Source organism: Fusicatenibacter saccharivorans (genome assembly GCF_015557635.1).
GTDB lineage: Bacteria > Bacillota > Clostridia > Lachnospirales > Lachnospiraceae > Fusicatenibacter > Fusicatenibacter saccharivorans.
Genome location: NZ_JADNOP010000010.1, coordinates 21,038 through 36,697 on the forward strand (window position 1 = coordinate 21,038; position 15,660 = coordinate 36,697).

General features: G+C 46.0%; 14 protein-coding genes. 10 read left to right on the forward strand and 4 right to left on the reverse strand.

The annotated features are described in order from the left end of the window. Window positions 1–190: 190 nt before the first annotated feature. From I2G42_RS09625 to I2G42_RS09645, 5 genes are all read left to right on the forward strand, one after another. Entirely contained in the window at window positions 191–1,300 is a 1,110-nt protein-coding gene (locus tag I2G42_RS09625; protein ID WP_055225953.1) for an ABC transporter ATP-binding protein, read from the forward strand. Beyond that, window positions 1,297–2,160 carry an ABC transporter permease subunit gene (locus I2G42_RS09630; protein ID WP_055225952.1) on the forward strand — a complete coding sequence of 288 codons (864 nt, stop codon included), beginning with the start codon at window positions 1,297–1,299 and terminating at the stop codon, window positions 2,158–2,160. The genes I2G42_RS09625 and I2G42_RS09630 overlap by 4 nt, the downstream gene beginning before the upstream one ends. Before the next feature lie 12 nt (window positions 2,161–2,172). Then, on the forward strand, window positions 2,173–3,690 hold the full coding sequence (locus I2G42_RS09635; protein WP_070103162.1) for a GldG family protein: 1,518 nt from the start codon (window positions 2,173–2,175) through the stop codon (window positions 3,688–3,690). Then, window positions 3,690–5,276: a DUF4340 domain-containing protein gene (locus tag I2G42_RS09640; RefSeq protein WP_055225950.1), complete on the forward strand. Its 1,587-nt coding sequence runs from the start codon at window positions 3,690–3,692 to the stop codon at window positions 5,274–5,276. Before I2G42_RS09635 ends, I2G42_RS09640 begins: the two co-directional genes overlap by 1 nt. Window positions 5,277–5,422: 146 nt before the next feature. Then, a complete protein-coding gene (locus I2G42_RS09645) occupies window positions 5,423–6,232 on the forward strand; it encodes a hypothetical protein (RefSeq protein ID WP_055225948.1) in 810 nt (269 codons plus the stop codon). 99 nt (window positions 6,233–6,331) lie between these two features. Here the strand turns inward: I2G42_RS09645 and I2G42_RS09650 are convergent, their stop codons facing one another. Together I2G42_RS09650 and I2G42_RS09655 are read right to left on the reverse strand one after the other, a co-directional pair. Next, complete coding sequence (locus I2G42_RS09650) at window positions 6,332–7,294, reverse strand: alpha/beta fold hydrolase (protein ID WP_055225945.1); 963 nt, start codon at window positions 7,292–7,294, stop codon at window positions 6,332–6,334. Between the two features lie 1,514 nt (window positions 7,295–8,808). Further along, window positions 8,809–9,189 (reverse strand): DUF6483 family protein, encoded by a 381-nt coding sequence (locus I2G42_RS09655; protein WP_055225943.1) that lies wholly within the window; start codon window positions 9,187–9,189, stop codon window positions 8,809–8,811. Window positions 9,190–9,672: 483 nt separating this feature from the next. Here I2G42_RS09655 and I2G42_RS09660 point away from each other — a divergent pair, with 483 nt between their 5' ends. The 5 genes from I2G42_RS09660 to I2G42_RS09680 all read left to right on the forward strand — a co-directional run bounded on the left by I2G42_RS09660 (window position 9,673) and on the right by I2G42_RS09680 (window position 14,289). Next, window positions 9,673–10,443, forward strand: a complete 771-nt coding sequence (locus I2G42_RS09660) for a ParA family protein (protein ID WP_055225942.1) — start codon at window positions 9,673–9,675, stop codon at window positions 10,441–10,443. Further along, entirely contained in the window at window positions 10,443–11,375 is a 933-nt protein-coding gene (locus I2G42_RS09665) for a ParB/RepB/Spo0J family partition protein (RefSeq protein WP_055225940.1), read from the forward strand. Before I2G42_RS09660 ends, I2G42_RS09665 begins: the two co-directional genes overlap by 1 nt. 11 nt (window positions 11,376–11,386) lie before the next feature. Continuing rightward, window positions 11,387–11,902 carry a DUF4446 family protein gene (locus tag I2G42_RS09670; RefSeq protein ID WP_055225938.1) on the forward strand — a complete coding sequence of 172 codons (516 nt, stop codon included), beginning with the start codon at window positions 11,387–11,389 and terminating at the stop codon, window positions 11,900–11,902. 179 nt (window positions 11,903–12,081) lie between these two features. Then, window positions 12,082–13,371 carry a serine--tRNA ligase gene (gene serS, locus I2G42_RS09675; protein ID WP_022461753.1) on the forward strand — a complete coding sequence of 430 codons (1,290 nt, stop codon included), beginning with the start codon at window positions 12,082–12,084 and terminating at the stop codon, window positions 13,369–13,371. Between the two features lie 39 nt (window positions 13,372–13,410). Continuing rightward, window positions 13,411–14,289, forward strand: a complete 879-nt coding sequence (locus I2G42_RS09680) for a DUF3881 family protein (protein ID WP_055225936.1) — start codon at window positions 13,411–13,413, stop codon at window positions 14,287–14,289. Window positions 14,290–14,374: 85 nt separating this feature from the next. On the opposite strand, the gene udk is transcribed toward I2G42_RS09680, so the two are convergent. Together udk and deoC are read right to left on the reverse strand one after the other, a co-directional pair. Beyond that, complete coding sequence (udk, locus tag I2G42_RS09685; protein WP_022461751.1) at window positions 14,375–15,004, reverse strand: uridine kinase; 630 nt, start codon at window positions 15,002–15,004, stop codon at window positions 14,375–14,377. Between the two features lie 13 nt (window positions 15,005–15,017). Further along, a complete protein-coding gene (gene deoC / locus I2G42_RS09690; protein ID WP_022461750.1) occupies window positions 15,018–15,659 on the reverse strand; it encodes a deoxyribose-phosphate aldolase in 642 nt (213 codons plus the stop codon). Between the last annotated feature and the right edge of the window lies 1 nt (window position 15,660).

Genomic DNA, 15,660 nt, shown 5'->3' on the forward strand with positions numbered 1-15,660 from the left:
AAAAGAAATTGATTTTTCGTCGAAAAACAAACAAATTGCTCCATGGCTTCACCGTTTTTTCACAAATTTTCCAGCAAATTATCACATTTTCAGAATAAGATAAAGTGTCTTTAGAGAATGAGAGCATCTCCGGCTCTTTTGCCAGAAAGGCCAGGCCGGAACTGCTTTAAGAAACAAGGAGGAAGGAACATTGATAGAGGTTAAAAATCTGGTGAAACGCTATGGCGACCACGTAGCTGTCAACAACCTGAGTTTTACCGTAGAAGAAGGCCAGATCTATGGTTTCCTTGGCCCAAACGGCGCCGGAAAATCAACGACCATGAACATCATCACCGGCTATCTGGCATCTACGGAGGGCGAAGTGCTGATCAACGGGCACAACATCCTGGAGGAGCCGGAGGAGGCAAAGAAATGCATCGGCTATCTGCCGGAGCTGCCGCCGGTCTACACGGACATGACCGTTCTGGAATATCTGAAATTCGTGGCGGAATTAAAGAAAATTCCAAAGGATCAGAGAAAGAAACAGATTCTTGAGGTCATGAATCTGGTGAAGATCACCGATATGCAGAACCGTCTGATCAAGAACCTGTCGAAAGGATACCGACAGAGGGTCGGACTGGCACAGGCAGTGCTCGGTTATCCGCCGATCATCATCCTCGATGAGCCGACGGTAGGCCTGGACCCGAAGCAGATCATTGAGATCCGCGATCTGATTAAATCACTGGGCAAAAAACATACCGTTATCTTAAGTTCCCATATCCTTTCCGAGGTCAGCGCCGTCTGCGATTACGTCATGATTATCGCAAAGGGACAGCTCGTTGCGAGTGATACCCCGGAAAACTTAAGTAAACTGATGCTTGGATCAAACACGGTTACATGTACCGTTCACGGAACGAGAAAGCAGCTGGTTCCGGCGCTTAATGCGCTCGATGCAAAAGAGATCCAATATGAAAATACGCCGAATGAGGAGCAGATTAAGGTAAAAATTACCACGGAAAAGGATAAGGATATCCGCGAGGAGCTGTTCTATGCACTGGCAAAGGCCAACTGCCCGATCCTCGAGCTGACTTCCTCCTCGATGTCTCTGGAAGACGTCTTCCTGGAGCTGACCGATGATTCCGGAAAGGCTGCAAGAAAGCTGAAAAAAGCAGAGAAAGAACAGCTGAAGCAAAAAGAACGTGAAAAAGAATGTGAACCGGAAGCAGACAAAACGGCTGTCGGGGAAGTGTCGGAAGAAAAAAGCACAGATGCAGCGGAATCAGCCGCTGAAACAAAACAGGAGGAGGGAGACGCACAATGACGGCGATTTATAAAAAAGAGTTAAAAAGCTATCTGACAAGCATGGTCGGATATCTGTTTATGGCGTTTACTCTGGCGCTGTTCGGCCTGTATTTTACGGCCATCAACCTGCAGCAGGGTTACCCGGAGATCGGATATGCGCTGCAGAATTCCGCATTTATTCTGCTGATCGCAGTACCGGTTCTGACAATGCGTGTCCTGTCGGAGGAGCAGAAAAATAAAACGGATCAGCTGCTCCTTACCGCACCGGTAAAAATTTCCGATATTATCCTTGGAAAATATCTGGCGCTTCTCACCATTTATGTGATTCCGGTGCTGATTATGTGCCTGTATCCGCTGCTTCTTGGAACCCACGGAACGGTTTCCTACGCCGTATCCTACACTTCGATCCTTGGTTATTTCCTGCTGGGGGCAGCCTATATTTCGGTCGGCGTGTTTGTTTCCTCCATCACCGAGAGTCAGGTCATCGCAGCCGTTGTCGGCTTTGTGATCCTGTTCCTGTGCTATGTGGAGAGCGGTATTGCAAATTTCTTCCCGGAGGGAGCCGGAAGCTCCTTCTTTGCTTTCTTTATCATCATCGCGCTGGTATGCCTCTGGATCGGCAGTATGATTAAAAACCCGATCATTACCGGTGTGATTGCCGTGATCGGCGAGGGTGCGCTGACGGCAGTTTACTTCACAAAATCCACCTTTCTCGAGGGTAAAATCCAGGATCTGCTCGGTATATTCAACATGGCGGGCCATATGGATAACTTTGTGAACGGTATTCTGGACATTGGCGGTGTTGTTTACTACCTGTCCGTCATTGCAATCTGCACTTTCCTTGCAATGCAGTCCCTGCAGAAGAAACGCTGGAATTAGGAGGTGGAGACGATGAGCAGCGAAAAGAAGGAAAAGAAACAGCATAAAATGAATTTTAATATTAAAGAAAAGCTGAAAAAGACGTTCTCCAAAGAACATCTGAAGGAAGTGTTTACCGGAGAGGAGCAGAAAAAGCACCTGAAACAGGGCTCTTATTCTTCAATTATGACGGTGATTGTTCTGGCTGTGATTGTGGTTATTAACCTGATTGTGGCGCAGATTCCGACCAGTAAAACACAGATTGACCTGAGTACGCAGAAAATGTATTCCATTACAGATGAGACGAAAACGGCATTAAAGGATCTCGATCAAGACGTTACCCTGTATTATATTGTGCAGAAGGGCAGTGAGGATGACACCATCGAGAAGCTGCTGGAGCACTACGATGAGCTTTCTGACCATATCAAAGTAGAGACAAAAGACCCGGATCTGTATCCGAAATTTACGAGTCAGTATACCGATCAGACGGTAGCTGCAAACAGTGTAATTGTCGTATGCGGCGATAAGAGCAAGGTGGTCAGCAACAGTGATATGTGGGAGACTTCCACAAACTATCAGACCTATCAGACACAGACAACCGGCTTTGACGGCGAGGGTCAGATTACCAGCGCCATCACGTATGTGACGAGTGAAAACAACCCGAAGGTTTACTGGGTAACCGGCCACGGCGAGGCTTCCGAGAGTGATCTCTCTACGAACTTCAGTGATGCAGTTAATAAAAACAATGTGGAAATCAGTGATCTTGCCCTGATGACAGACGATATCCCGGAGGATGCCGAGGAGCTTGTGATCATGTCCCCGACCACCGATTTCTCCGAGAATGAGGCAAATAAAGTCATTACCTACCTGGAAAACGGCGGAAAACTTCTGATGTTCACCAGCTATACCGGAACGGATATGCCGAATCTGGATTCCATACTGGAGAATTACGGCGTGAAACGCTCCAGCGGAATTGTTGTGGAGACCGATTCCCAGCATTATTATCCGCAGATGCCGTATTATCTGCTGCCGAACATTCAGAGTGATGACATTACAACCGAAGTAAAGAGTAATTACATTCTGATGCCGGTTGCACAGGCAATTCAGAAGCTCGATTCTTATCGTGATACCATTACGATCAAGAGCCTTCTGACGACCACCGAGGACGCTTATATTGAAAATGACCCGGAGAACAGCACCTGGTCGAAGAGTGCGGACAGTGAGACGGGCGCATTTGACCTTGGCGTTTCCATTACAGAAACTGTAGATGATAAAGAGACACAGATCATTTATTTCTCGAGTGCATCGATGCTGAGCAGCCAGATTGACCAGGCAATCAGCGGTGCGAACTCGAAGCTGGCAGCGACTGCACTGACCTCCATGTGTGATGTGGAGCAGACCGTTGTTATTCCAAGCAAGAGCACAAGCTATACAAACCTGGTATTTACACAGGGAGCAGTTAACACCTGGTCTATTATTACCATTGCGGGAATTCCGCTGGTACTTGTTGTGATTGGCGTGATGATCTGGATGAAGAGGAGAAAACAGTGATGAAGAAAAAAGGAAAGATGGCGGCCTGCCTGATCCTTTTGGTACTGCTTCTTGCCGTACTGGCGGTGCTGACGAAAAAAAACAGCACCGCCGATGCGGACAGCGGCAGTTCGGATTCTGGTGCAGACGCCGAAAAAGTGGTTGATTTTTCAAAAGATGATGTAACAGCGCTTTCGTTCCAGATCGATGGAGAGACGGTGTCCTTTACGAAAACAGCAGGAGACGATGATACCGATATCTGGACATATGACCAGGAGGATGGATTCCCATTGGATGAGGGCAAGATAACGAGCGTTTTAAGCTCTCTTAGCAGCATGACAGCAGAAAGAGTCATTGAAGGCGATGAAATCGATTCTATGGCCGATTTTGGACTCGAGACGCCGTCTCAGGAGGTTGTAGTGACTGCGGGAGACGAGAAAACGACGATTCATGTCGGAGATAAGAACAGCTCGAGCAGATACTATATTTATCTGAACGATGATACGAGTAAGGTTTATCTGGTAAGCACATCGCTTGGAACGATGTTCCCGTCCGATATGATGGAGTGGGCGACAACGGAATCCATGCCATCTGTGACGGCGGAAAACATTACGAAGCTGCAGGTGGAGGGTGAGAACGGATATACGCTGACAAAAGAAGTAAGCGCTGCTGATTCGGCACTTCAGACGGATGAATGGCAGGTTGTGGACGCAGATGGAGCGGCACATGGCGGTGATGCGGATTCGATCGGCACCATGACAAGTGCAGTGGCATCTCTTAGCTTTGGAGATCTTGTTACGTACAACGCATCGGATCTTTCCCAGTACGGACTGGATCAGCCAAAGACGACGATCCGCGTGCATTACACGGAAGAGCAGGAGGTTGAGGCTGACGATACAACAACGGCAGATACTTCTTCGGATTCCACAACAGATTCTGCATCAAGCGACAGCACTGCAACGAGCTCTTCTTCCGAAACGACAACCGTTACGGTGGAGAAAGATCTGGTATTGTATGTCGGCAATGCAAATGAGGACGGCGGTTCTTATTACGTGAAGCTGGACGGCTCGAATGAAGTTCATCTGATGACGGCTTCGAATGTTGAAACCTTCACCGGAAAGAAGGCATCTGATTTCTGGAACATGTATATCGGCATGGAAAATGTATCGGATCTGACGAGCCTTGATATTACGTATAACGGCGAGACGAAGACGTATGTACGCCATGTGGAAGAGAAAAAGGATGACGACAGCGATTCCACAACACAGGAAATCAGTTACATCTGCGGCGATGAAACGATTGATAAATCAACGTTTACCACATTCTATTCTTCACTCATTGGCCAGAAGGCGCAGACGAAGGATGAGAGCCTCGTACAGGCCAAGGATGCCGAGTTTACCGCAGTCTTCCATATGACAGACGGCGACCTGACATTTGCTTACAGCCCGTATGATTCGAGCTTCTATTACACGGTAGATGAGGACGGAGTGCCGTCTCTTGTGAATAAAAATAACGTGAAGACCATGCTGGAAAATTACGGGAAACTGCTTGCGGCAAAGACGGAAGATGACAGTTCTTCAGACAGCACGTCAGAATCAGCGGAATAAAGAGTCATTAAAATCTGGTTAAAATTGAAAACGGAGGATTTACTGAGAGTGAAAAAATCAGTAAGTCTTCCGCTTTTTTATGGGAAAATGAAAGCGGAAGAAGTATAATGGGAGTATAACAAAGACGGTGGATGGGGGGTGAAAGGATGAAAAAGGTTTGTTTGACAGTATTGTGTATTCTGCTGGTGGGCTGCGGTAATGCAGAAACGGCGGAAACAGAGGAGAAAATGCGGTTTGAAAATCTGGATCCGGCAAAGGTAAATATGCAGTACGGAGGGTTGAAGGAGTGGGATCGGTTTTATAATAGCTTTTATGAGCAGAAAGAGGGAAGCGATCTCATTGTTCTGGGAACGGTAGAGGATTATAGCTGTTTTGCCGGGGGAATTGAGATTGCAACCAATATTTCACTGCGGGTGGATGACGTTTTGAAAGGTGATATGGAAGCCGGAGAACATATTACGGTTCGAAAGCCGGGCGGAGCAGTTACGGTGGAAGAGTATCTGCAGTCCATGGAGGATGCGGGAATTACGTACTGGAACGCAGAGGAGCTGAAAGCGGAGTATTCGGAGGAGGAACGGCGGGAGAACTATATACAGATCAGCTTCTGCGACCTTGATCCGGTGATCGGGCAGAAATCCTTGTATTTTCTGGAGAAAGATGCGGAAAAGGAGCTTTATTACCGGCTTTGCGACGGGTTTGGACAGTATGTAGAGACTGCGTCGGGTGAATATGTAAACGCGTATGAGATTGCAGATGAGAAAAGAAATGCGGATGAGCCAATGATGCTTGCACTGGGAGAAACGGTGGAATTTGACCCGGATGCAGCGCCGGAGGAGAGAATTAATATTTATACGATGGATGAAATAAAAGAGGGAATGGAAACGTATACAGCGCCGCCAACGGATTATCCGGGCGCAGAGGAAGATGCGTTGGAAATGGACTGTGAGCCGGGTTAAAAATGGAAAAACGGAGGATTTACTGACATGGAAATATCAGTAAATTCTCCGTTTTTTTGTCTCATTTTTTTCGCTCGAGGCCGGGAGCAGAAGGGGGTATTACTGTACCGGTGCGAAGAAGATCTGGATCTGGTCTAAGAGGGCCTGCGGGGCCTCCATCTGCGGCATGTGCTTTGTTTTCGGCAGGATCTGGGTTTCGATGGAGGTGTTGAGCGCTGTGTACAGCGCAAAGGTTTCGGCGATGCCTGGCTCCTCCTCGCCGCCGATGAGGAAGATGCTGTTGTCAATGTGCTTTAAGGCGTGGCCGATGTTGAGGTTCACGTAATTGCCCGCAAGGCTTGCAAAAAGGTACTTTCCGGCACTGCTCTGGAGGTGGGCTGACTCATAGAATGCGTCTACGTCCTCCGGCGAGCGGTGGAACGGGTTGTGGTAGTAGCTCTCGGTGAATAAAAGCTCGATGTTGGAGCGGCCGGTGAGCGTGTGGTACAGCAGCGTGCCGACAAGCGGGAGCTCAATCATGCGTTTCAGGAAGCGGCTGCGTTTATCCGGAATTTTGTTGAGCTTGGCAAGGTCGGTCGGGTTGATCATCATGATTCGGCCGAAGCATTTCGGGGCTGTATTGCAGGCGGTTACGACGAAAGAACCGGATAAACCGGATGCAATTACGTCGGTTGGACATCCGATGACCTGCTTGATGAAGGTGACGATGAGCTGTACGTATAAAAAGTTTGTGTACGTGATCGCCGGCTTGTCGGAACGGCCGCAGCCGAGAAGATCGAGTGTGTAGACGGTGTGATCCTGGGCGAGAGTATCCTCAATATACTGCCATTCGCGGCCGCTGGAGGCACAATGTAAGTCATGAAGTAAGAGCATCGGGGTTCCGGTGCCTTTTTTTGTGTAAAAAATATCGCCGAACTGCCAGGAGAAGATCTCTTTTTCGGTCGCTGCGAGCAGGTTTTTCCGTATGGCAGCGGTATCGAGTGTCTTATTTAAAAAGTAAATCGCTGCACCGGACATCGTGGTTAATACACTGAGCGTAACCAGTTTTTTGCTGTGTTTCATATCTAAAACTCCTTTCAGGGTTCTCCCAAAGGGGATGGATTCGGGGAAAATGTGGTGCTTTTTACCCATTATAAGCGAAAAAGGAGAAAGATACAATGCAAAAATGAAGGGAAAGATGGGAAAAAGAGAAAAAACAGAGGATAATTGAGCAAATTGTAGCGGCAATTGTGGACAACAATGATTATGTAAACCAAAGATAAAACGCGTTACTAAATAGTTTACATAACTATGAAAAATGAGAAAAAAAGCAAACCTGATGACTACAAAAACCTGAAAATACGAGAACGAAATAAAATCCTGACAAACGGGTGAAAAAACCGAAAAAAGAGGGCCAAGATCGGGTTTAGTAAATGGTTCGGAAAATACGAAAAAACGAATTAAAAAGTTCAATTTATATAAAAATACAAAAACATAATTAAATAATTTAATAAAACGAAGAAATGGAAAGTATAAAACGGTGTGAAACATGCGAAAATATGGGAAAAACAAGAGAAAAGAATAAAAACATAAAAATGGAAGAAAAAATACGAATGTTTTAAAAGTTTGAAAGACGAAAAACAGCTGGGGAACGAAGGAAGAGGATAAGAAAACTGCTTCTCCATGAAGAATGAGAACTGGAAAATGTGAAAAATGATGTTTCACGTGAAACATTGGGAGAGGTGTGAAACATGAAAAAGAGGGAGTGAGAGAGTTACATAAGTAAAAAGTGAAAAAGATGAAAAAAGGCAAAAAAGGAGAAAAAAGAGGAAAAAGAGGAAAAAGGATAAGAAAGGCAAATGAAGCAAAATATGAGTAAAAAAAGAGAAAAAGAGTAGAAGAAGGGTAGAAGAAAGGAAAGGACAGCACGACGGACAAAAAGAGAAAAAACGTAGAAAGTAAAGATGGAGCAGCAACAGCGGAAGAAGAAATAGAGACGTTGGCTGAAAAGAACAATAGACATAGGCGAAGAGGGGGATTGGGATGTAGCGTGAAATGGAAGAGAAATGGTAAAAAAACAGAAAAATGTGCTACTGGTAATAAAAAGGGGAACAGAAAGAGAAAAAACAGTAAAAAAGGGAGAAAAAAATGTTGCACGGCTCGCGCTTCTTACTGATGGAACTTAAAAACAGAAAAATAGTAAAATCTCATAGAAAAAGCACTAAAATGTAAAAAATGGGATCTGAATCACGCTCAAAAGCTTTTTCTTTGCTAAAAAAAGAGATGTTTACGATCCTGGAAGGCCTGTAAACATCTCTTTTTGCTGATTTTTTGTAGAAATAATGGTTTAGAGCACGTTTGAAAAATTATTTCTGAGTCTATGCGCTGCCATACATCCGAAGGGATCTGTTACGGAAAGTTCCCCTCGGATGTATGGCAGCTTTGCAATATATTTTGCTCTTATTAGTCGACATGACGCGTAATGTCTCTTTTTTTACCCTACAGAAAAAATATTAGTACTGAAAAACGGATTGTCGGCTGGATAAAGCATGAATTCCTGGATGTAAAAAGTATTTTGAAACATAATCCAAAATTTTCTAAAAAAGAGCACTCATACTATCTAAATGATACCTGTTCAACACATCTTTCACCCCGGAAACGATTTCTTCCCTGCTGTAGTTGTGGTCTTCCAGAAAGTCATTGTCCAGCTGATTCAAATGTGAATAGAAGAGAAGTGCAGTCTTTAACGATTCCATATTTTCTGGATTCTGTGTGAAATCATATAACTGATTTTCTGCATCGTTAATAAATCCCTGATCAGCGAGGTGAATCAGCGAATATAACGTTTTTTCTGCATCCTCTGACTCAAAAACAACAGATACAGGATCCTCCTCTTTGAAATCAATATGAAAAAGCAGTTTTAAAACCGTTCGAACCATTTCTTTGATCAAACGCAGCAGATAATCATCTTCAAACATGGCGAAAACCTCCTTTCTTCGGTTGTGAGCAAGTTCGGTCAAAAAATAATGGCCGGAATAGATATAGTATAACATGAAAAAGCCTTGAAAAACGTTAAAAAAAGAAAAATCCCTTTGTGAAACAGCATCTTTTTAAAAATGTTTCACGTGAAACATCGCCAAAAATCTCCAAAATTCACCGGTTTGGTGTCCCGCGATCATGTAAAAATGCAGAAAATGTTTCACGTGAAACATTTCCAGTAGTAAAATCCGGCGTAGTATGATAGAATATTCTTGTCCCAAATTGGGGCAATTTTAGATAGAAATCTGAAGAAATCCTCAGATATACTGGCGCATGAAGAGAAAAATTATTTCCTTGAACACGCCGAAATACCTGCCGCATAGTTTCCTGTTTCCCGAAAAAATGCCGGCAGGTCATTTCCTGTAAAAGGGAAAAACAGTAAAAAAAGGAAAACAAAAAGATGAAAGGAGGCAATACATATTTTGGGAAGAACAATTGCAATTGCCAACCAGAAAGGCGGCGTAGGGAAATCTACCACCGCAATCAACCTTTCTTCCTGTTTAGGGGAAATGGGACAAAAAGTTCTGACCATTGATATGGATCCGCAGGGAAATACAACCAGCGGAATGGGAGTGGAGAAAAACGAAGTAGAAAATACAATCTATGAACTGCTTCTGGGAGAGTCGAAACTGGAGGATTGTATTATTCCGCTGAAATTCGACAATCTTTCCCTCGTTCCTTCCAATGTCAATCTGGCCGGAGCGGAAATTGAGCTGATCGGGGTGGATGATAAAGAATTCATTCTGAAAAAAGCAATCGATCAGGTCCGCGATCAGTATGACTTCATCATCATCGACTGCCCGCCGTCCTTAAATATGCTGACGATCAACGCGATGACCACCGCGGACACCGTTCTGGTGCCGATTCAGTGTGAATATTACGCACTGGAGGGATTATCACAGCTGATGCATACGATTGAGCTGGTGCAGGAGCGTCTGAATCCGGATCTGGAGATGGAGGGCGTTGTCTTTACCATGTATGATGCGAGAACCAATCTTTCTCTGCAGGTAGTGGAAAATGTAAAGGATATCCTGAAACAGAATATCTATAAGACCATTATTCCGAGAAATGTCCGTCTTGCAGAGGCACCGAGCTATGGCATGCCGATCAACTATTATGATAAGCGTTCCACCGGTGCAGAGAGCTACCGTCTCCTGGCAGACGAAGTGATTCACAGGGGGGATGAAGAGTAATGGCGGCAAGAAGAGGAGGATTAGGGAAAGGCCTGGATTCACTGATTTCACCAGGACTCCCATCTAAAGCAGAAGCAAAAGAGAAAAAGGCAAAACCGGAAATTAAGGTTGTCGAGAAGGTTGTTGAAAAAGTTGTTGAAAAACCGATCGAGATGAAACTGAAAATCTCTGATATCGAGCCGAACCGGGAACAGCCGAGAAAGTCTTTTGACGAGGATGGCCTCATCGAGCTCTCGGAATCCATCAAACAGTTCGGTATCCTGCAGCCGATTCTGGTACAGAAAAAGGATGACTACTACGAGATCATCGCCGGAGAGAGAAGATGGAGAGCGGCAAAACTTGCCGGTGTCAAAGAAGTTCCGGTGATTATCAAGGACTTTACCGAGCAGGAAGTCGTAGAGATTTCTTTGATTGAAAATATTCAGAGAGAATCCCTGAATCCAATTGAGGAGGCACACGCATACAAACGCCTGATGGAAGAGTTCCATCTTCGCCAGGACGAAATCGCAGAGCGGGTTTCCAAGAGCAGAACGGCGGTTACGAACTCGATGCGTCTCTTAAAGCTGGATGACAGAGTACAGCAGATGGTTGTCGATGAAATGCTGACAACGGGTCATGTACGGACACTGCTGGCACTGGAGGACAAGGAACTCCAGTACAATACGGCCATGAAAATCTTCGATGAAAAGCTCAGCGTCCGTGAAACGGAGCGCCTGGTCAAAGAGATCTTAAATCCAAAGGTGAAGAAAGAAAAGAAAGTCAACCTGGAAGAGGAAGCCATCTACGAGGGACTGGAAGAGAAAATCAAGAGTATCATCGGTACCAAGGTTTCCATTCACCGCGGGGCAAAGCACAAAGGAAAGATCGAGATCGAGTATTATTCCCAGGAAGAGCTCGAGAGAATCATGGATCTGTTTGAATCAATACAGTAAGAGGTAGAATAATGAGCGATTTATTTAGTAAGGTAGGAATTGACCTTGGCGTTGTTGTACTTCTTCTGATTGTACTGATTATCGTGATGATGATTATGACGGTCAGCATGTCGCTGCGTCTGAGCAGACTGAACCAGAAGTACAGAAGCTTTATGAAGGGAAAAGACGCCCAGTCACTCGAAAAGCTGTTTCATCAGCGGTTCAAGGAAATTGACAAACTGAACAAGCAGAATGAGCTGACGAAAAAGAATCTTGCGGATCTGAAAAAGATCCAGGGCATGACGCTGAACAAATACGGAATCGTAAAATATGATGCGTTTGACGATGTGGGCGGAAAGATGAGTTTTGCGCTGGCAATGCTCGACAAAGAAAACACAGGTTTTATCCTGAATGCAATCCACAGCCGTGACAACTGCTTTTTATATCTGAAAGAGATCGTAAAAGGCGAGTCCTATATCATGCTGAGCACCGAGGAAATCGACGCGCTGCGCCAGGCAATTACGATGAATTCGATCGATCTGATGTAAAAGCGGACCGCAGAAAAACAGCATGAAAGAACGCTTGAAAAAATGTATATACTGTTATATGATGGTACTGGAACGCGCCAAACCCGCATAAATGCTGGAAAAACGGCAGTGGTTCCGGGCTGGAAAGAACAAAAAGAATCCCGCCAAAATGAGGGGATAAGATCTACTAGGAGGAAATTATGTTAGACATTAAGTTTTTAAGAGAAAACCCGGAAGTTGTAAAACAGAATATCCGAAATAAATTCCAGGATCAGAAACTGGAGCTGGTTGATAAAGTCATCGAGCTGGACAAAGAAAACCGTGACATCAAACAGGAAGTAGAAGCACTTCGTGCAAAAAGAAACAAAATCTCCAAACAGATCGGCGCACTGATGGGCCAGGGCAAGAGAGAAGAGGCTGAGGAAGTAAAGAAACAGGTAGCTGTTGACGGTTCCCGCATCGAGGCTCTTTCTGCAAGAGAAAAAGAAGTAGAAGAAGAAATCAAGAAGATCATGATGGTGATCCCGAACATCATCGATCCTTCCGTACCGATCGGAAAAGATGACAGCGAGAACGTAGAAGCAGAGCGCTTCGGCGAGCCGGTTGTACCGGATTTTGAAATCCCGTATCACACCGACATTATGGAGTCCTTCGACGGAATCGATCTGGATGCAGCAAGAGAAGTTGCAGGAAACGGATTCTATTATCTGATGGGCGACATTGCACGCCTCCACTCTGCCATCCTTTCTTATGCAAGAGATTTCATGATCGACCGCGGATTTACCTACTGCGTACCGCCTTTCATGATCCACGGCAACGTCGTAAACGGTGTTATGAGCTTCGCTGAGATGGAGTCCATGATGTACAAAATCGAGGGCGAGGATCTGTACCTGATCGGAACCAGCGAGCACTCCATGATCGGTAAATTCATCGACAGCATCATCCCGGAGGAGAAACTGCCTCTGACCCTGACCAGCTACTCTCCGTGCTTCCGTAAAGAAAAAGGAGCACACGGCATCGAGGAGCGTGGTGTTTATCGTATCCATCAGTTCGAAAAACAGGAGATGGTTGTTGTCTGCAAACCGGAAGACAGCATGATGTGGTATGACAAACTGTGGAAGAACACCGTAGACCTGTTCCGTTCCATGGATATCCCGGTTCGTACTCTGGAGTGCTGCTCCGGTGACCTGGCTGACCTGAAAGTAAAATCTGTCGATGTTGAGGCATGGTCTCCGCGTCAGAAGAAATACTTCGAGGTAGGAAGCTGCTCCAACCTTGGTGATGCACAGGCAAGACGTCTGAAAATCCGTGTCAACGGCGAGGACGGAAAGAAATACCTGGCACATACCCTGAACAACACCGTAGTTGCTCCGCCGCGTATGCTGATCGCATTCCTGGAGAACAACCTGAATGCAGACGGAACCGTAAGCATTCCGGAAGTTCTTCGTATGTACATGGGCGGAAAAGAGAAACTGGTTCCGAAACACTAATCGCATAAGAAATACAAAGGAATGAGAGGAGGTGTTCTTATGCACGCTTACCTGAAAACCATTGGATTTTCAAAGATCAAGACGACGAAGGAACTCCAGGAGATTCTTCGTGATGTAGTAGAAAACTACGACCGTAAAAAGATTGTGGAAACAGAAGAACACCACCTTTTTGCTGAATTTTCGAAAGAATATGCATATGACTGTGGTATCACGGTCTGTGGGGAAATTGATGAGAACAACCGTTTCCAGATGGAATATTATTATCCCTATTTCGAGGGCGGGCAGATCAGCTCCTACGAGGAGGTATCGGTGGAGCGCCACGTCGATAAGGAATCGTTTGCAGGCGCCTGCGACGATATGCGGCTTGGCATCACGATGATCTTTTATCTGACGCATGCAGCGGAATATCTTGAGATGAAACAGAAAAATGCGCTGCAGCCGCTTCCGCTCCCGCTTTCTGTCTCCGGTCTTGCAGCGGAAGGAACAATTCTGCTTCCGATCCAGAAAGACCCGGAACAGGTCGAGAAGGAGCGCCGCAGCACGCAGCAGAAGAATTCACTGATCTCGGCTGCCAGAAACGGGGATGAGGATGCGATGGAAAGTCTCACCATGGATGATATTGACACATATGCCATGATTTCCCAGCGTCTGACGAAGGAAGATGTCTTTTCTATTGTAGATAGCTTTTTCATGCCGAGCGGTCTCGAATGTGACCAGTACAGCGTGATGGGTGAAATTACGGAGATGAATACAACGAAGAACGCGGTAACGGGCGAGCAGGTGTATGAGCTCGGCCTCGTCTGCAACGATGTGCCGATAGACATCTGTATCAACGAAAAGGATTTATTTGGAGTACCGGAAGTGGGAAGACGTTTCAAAGGCCAGATCTGGCTGCAGGGAATGCTGGAACATCTGTAAGGGAAAAATAAAAAGAGCGAGGGCTGAAAAGAGAAAATTCAGTCCTCGCTCTTTTTTGCAGATTTTTATAACGATAAACGGATGTTTACTGGTTCTGCACCAGATTCAGATGCTTACGCACCCGCTCGATCAGCATTTCAAGCGCAACGGTGTTCTGTCCGCCCTCCGGGATGATCACGTCGGCACGGCGCTTGCTCGGCTCTACGAACTGCTCGTGCATCGGTTTTACGGTCGTCAGGTACTGCGTCACAACGCTGTCCAGGGAACGGCCGCGCTCTTTTACATCGCGCAGGATCCGGCGGAGAATCCGCACGTCCGCATCGGTATCGACAAAGACTTTGATGTCCATCAGATCGCAGAGATCCTTCTCAACGAAGAGGAGAATGCCCTCGAGCACGATAACCGGGGCAGGATGGACCAGAATCGTTTTATCCGAGCGGTTATGCATGGCATAATCGTAAACCGGCATCTCGATGGATTTTCCGGCTTTCAGCTCGAGAATGTGCTGGCATAACAGGTCGGTATCAAAGGCATCGGGATGATCGTAATTTAATTTGGCACGCTCCTCAAAAGGAATATCGTCATGGCGTTTGTAATAGTTGTCATGGCGCAGAATGCTCACTTCATCGCGTCCAAAACTTTCTACCAGCTTATCTGCCAGTGTCGTTTTTCCACTGCCGGTTCCTCCGGCAATTCCTATCAGTATCGTATCCATAAGAAACTCCTTTTTATCCGATGATAGCCAGTGTTGCGCTTGTTCCGAGACGGCTTGCGCCGGCATCTACCATAGCCTGTGCCTCGTCTGCGTTGTGGATTCCGCCGGAAGCTTTTACGCCCATATCCGGGCCTACGGTCTTTCTCATCAGGGCAACATCAGCCGCTTTTGCACCGCCGGTAGAAAATCCGGTGGAGGTTTTTACGAAGTCAGCGCCGGCTTCTTTTGCGAGCTCGCACGCTTTTACTTTCTCTTCATCGGTTAAAAGGCAGGTCTCGATGATGACTTTCAGAACGATGTCCTTGCCGCATACTTCTTTTAAGGTCTGGATATCGGAGCGTACGAAGTCGTATTTGCCGTCTTTGAGGGCTCCGACGTTGATGACCATATCAACCTCCTGTGCACCGTCTTCGATGGCCGCACGGGTCTCAAACGCTTTTACACGGGTATCGGACATGCCCAGAGGGAAGCCGACAACGGTGCAGACTTTGACGTCAGATCCTTTGAGCTTTTCAGCAACGAATTTGGTGTAGTACTGGTTGACGCAGACAGAAGCAAAATCATGTGCAAGTGCCTCGTCGCAGATCTTTGCAACCTGTGCTTCGGTTGCGTCTGCTTTTAAGATAGTGTGGTCAAATAATTTGGTGTTCAGCATA

Bases quoted from the DNA above. Each gene is read 5' to 3' on its own strand.
- I2G42_RS09630 (WP_055225952.1), top strand. From the start codon at position 1,297: ATGACGGCGATTTATAAAAAAGAGTTAAAAAGCTATCTGACAAGCATG.
- I2G42_RS09635 (WP_070103162.1), top strand. From the start codon at position 2,173: ATGAGCAGCGAAAAGAAGGAAAAGAAACAGCATAAAATGAATTTTAAT.
- I2G42_RS09640 (WP_055225950.1), top strand. From the start codon at position 3,690: ATGAAGAAAAAAGGAAAGATGGCGGCCTGCCTGATCCTTTTGGTACTG.
- I2G42_RS09645 (WP_055225948.1), top strand. From the start codon at position 5,423: ATGAAAAAGGTTTGTTTGACAGTATTGTGTATTCTGCTGGTGGGCTGC.
- I2G42_RS09650 (WP_055225945.1), bottom strand. From the start codon at position 7,294: ATGAAACACAGCAAAAAACTGGTTACGCTCAGTGTATTAACCACGATG.
- I2G42_RS09655 (WP_055225943.1), bottom strand. From the start codon at position 9,189: ATGTTTGAAGATGATTATCTGCTGCGTTTGATCAAAGAAATGGTTCGA.
- I2G42_RS09665 (WP_055225940.1), top strand. From the start codon at position 10,443: ATGGCGGCAAGAAGAGGAGGATTAGGGAAAGGCCTGGATTCACTGATT.
- I2G42_RS09670 (WP_055225938.1), top strand. From the start codon at position 11,387: ATGAGCGATTTATTTAGTAAGGTAGGAATTGACCTTGGCGTTGTTGTA.
- serS (WP_022461753.1), top strand. From the start codon at position 12,082: ATGTTAGACATTAAGTTTTTAAGAGAAAACCCGGAAGTTGTAAAACAG.
- I2G42_RS09680 (WP_055225936.1), top strand. From the start codon at position 13,411: ATGCACGCTTACCTGAAAACCATTGGATTTTCAAAGATCAAGACGACG.
- udk (WP_022461751.1), bottom strand. From the start codon at position 15,004: ATGGATACGATACTGATAGGAATTGCCGGAGGAACCGGCAGTGGAAAA.
- deoC (WP_022461750.1), bottom strand. From the start codon at position 15,659: ATGCTGAACACCAAATTATTTGACCACACTATCTTAAAAGCAGACGCA.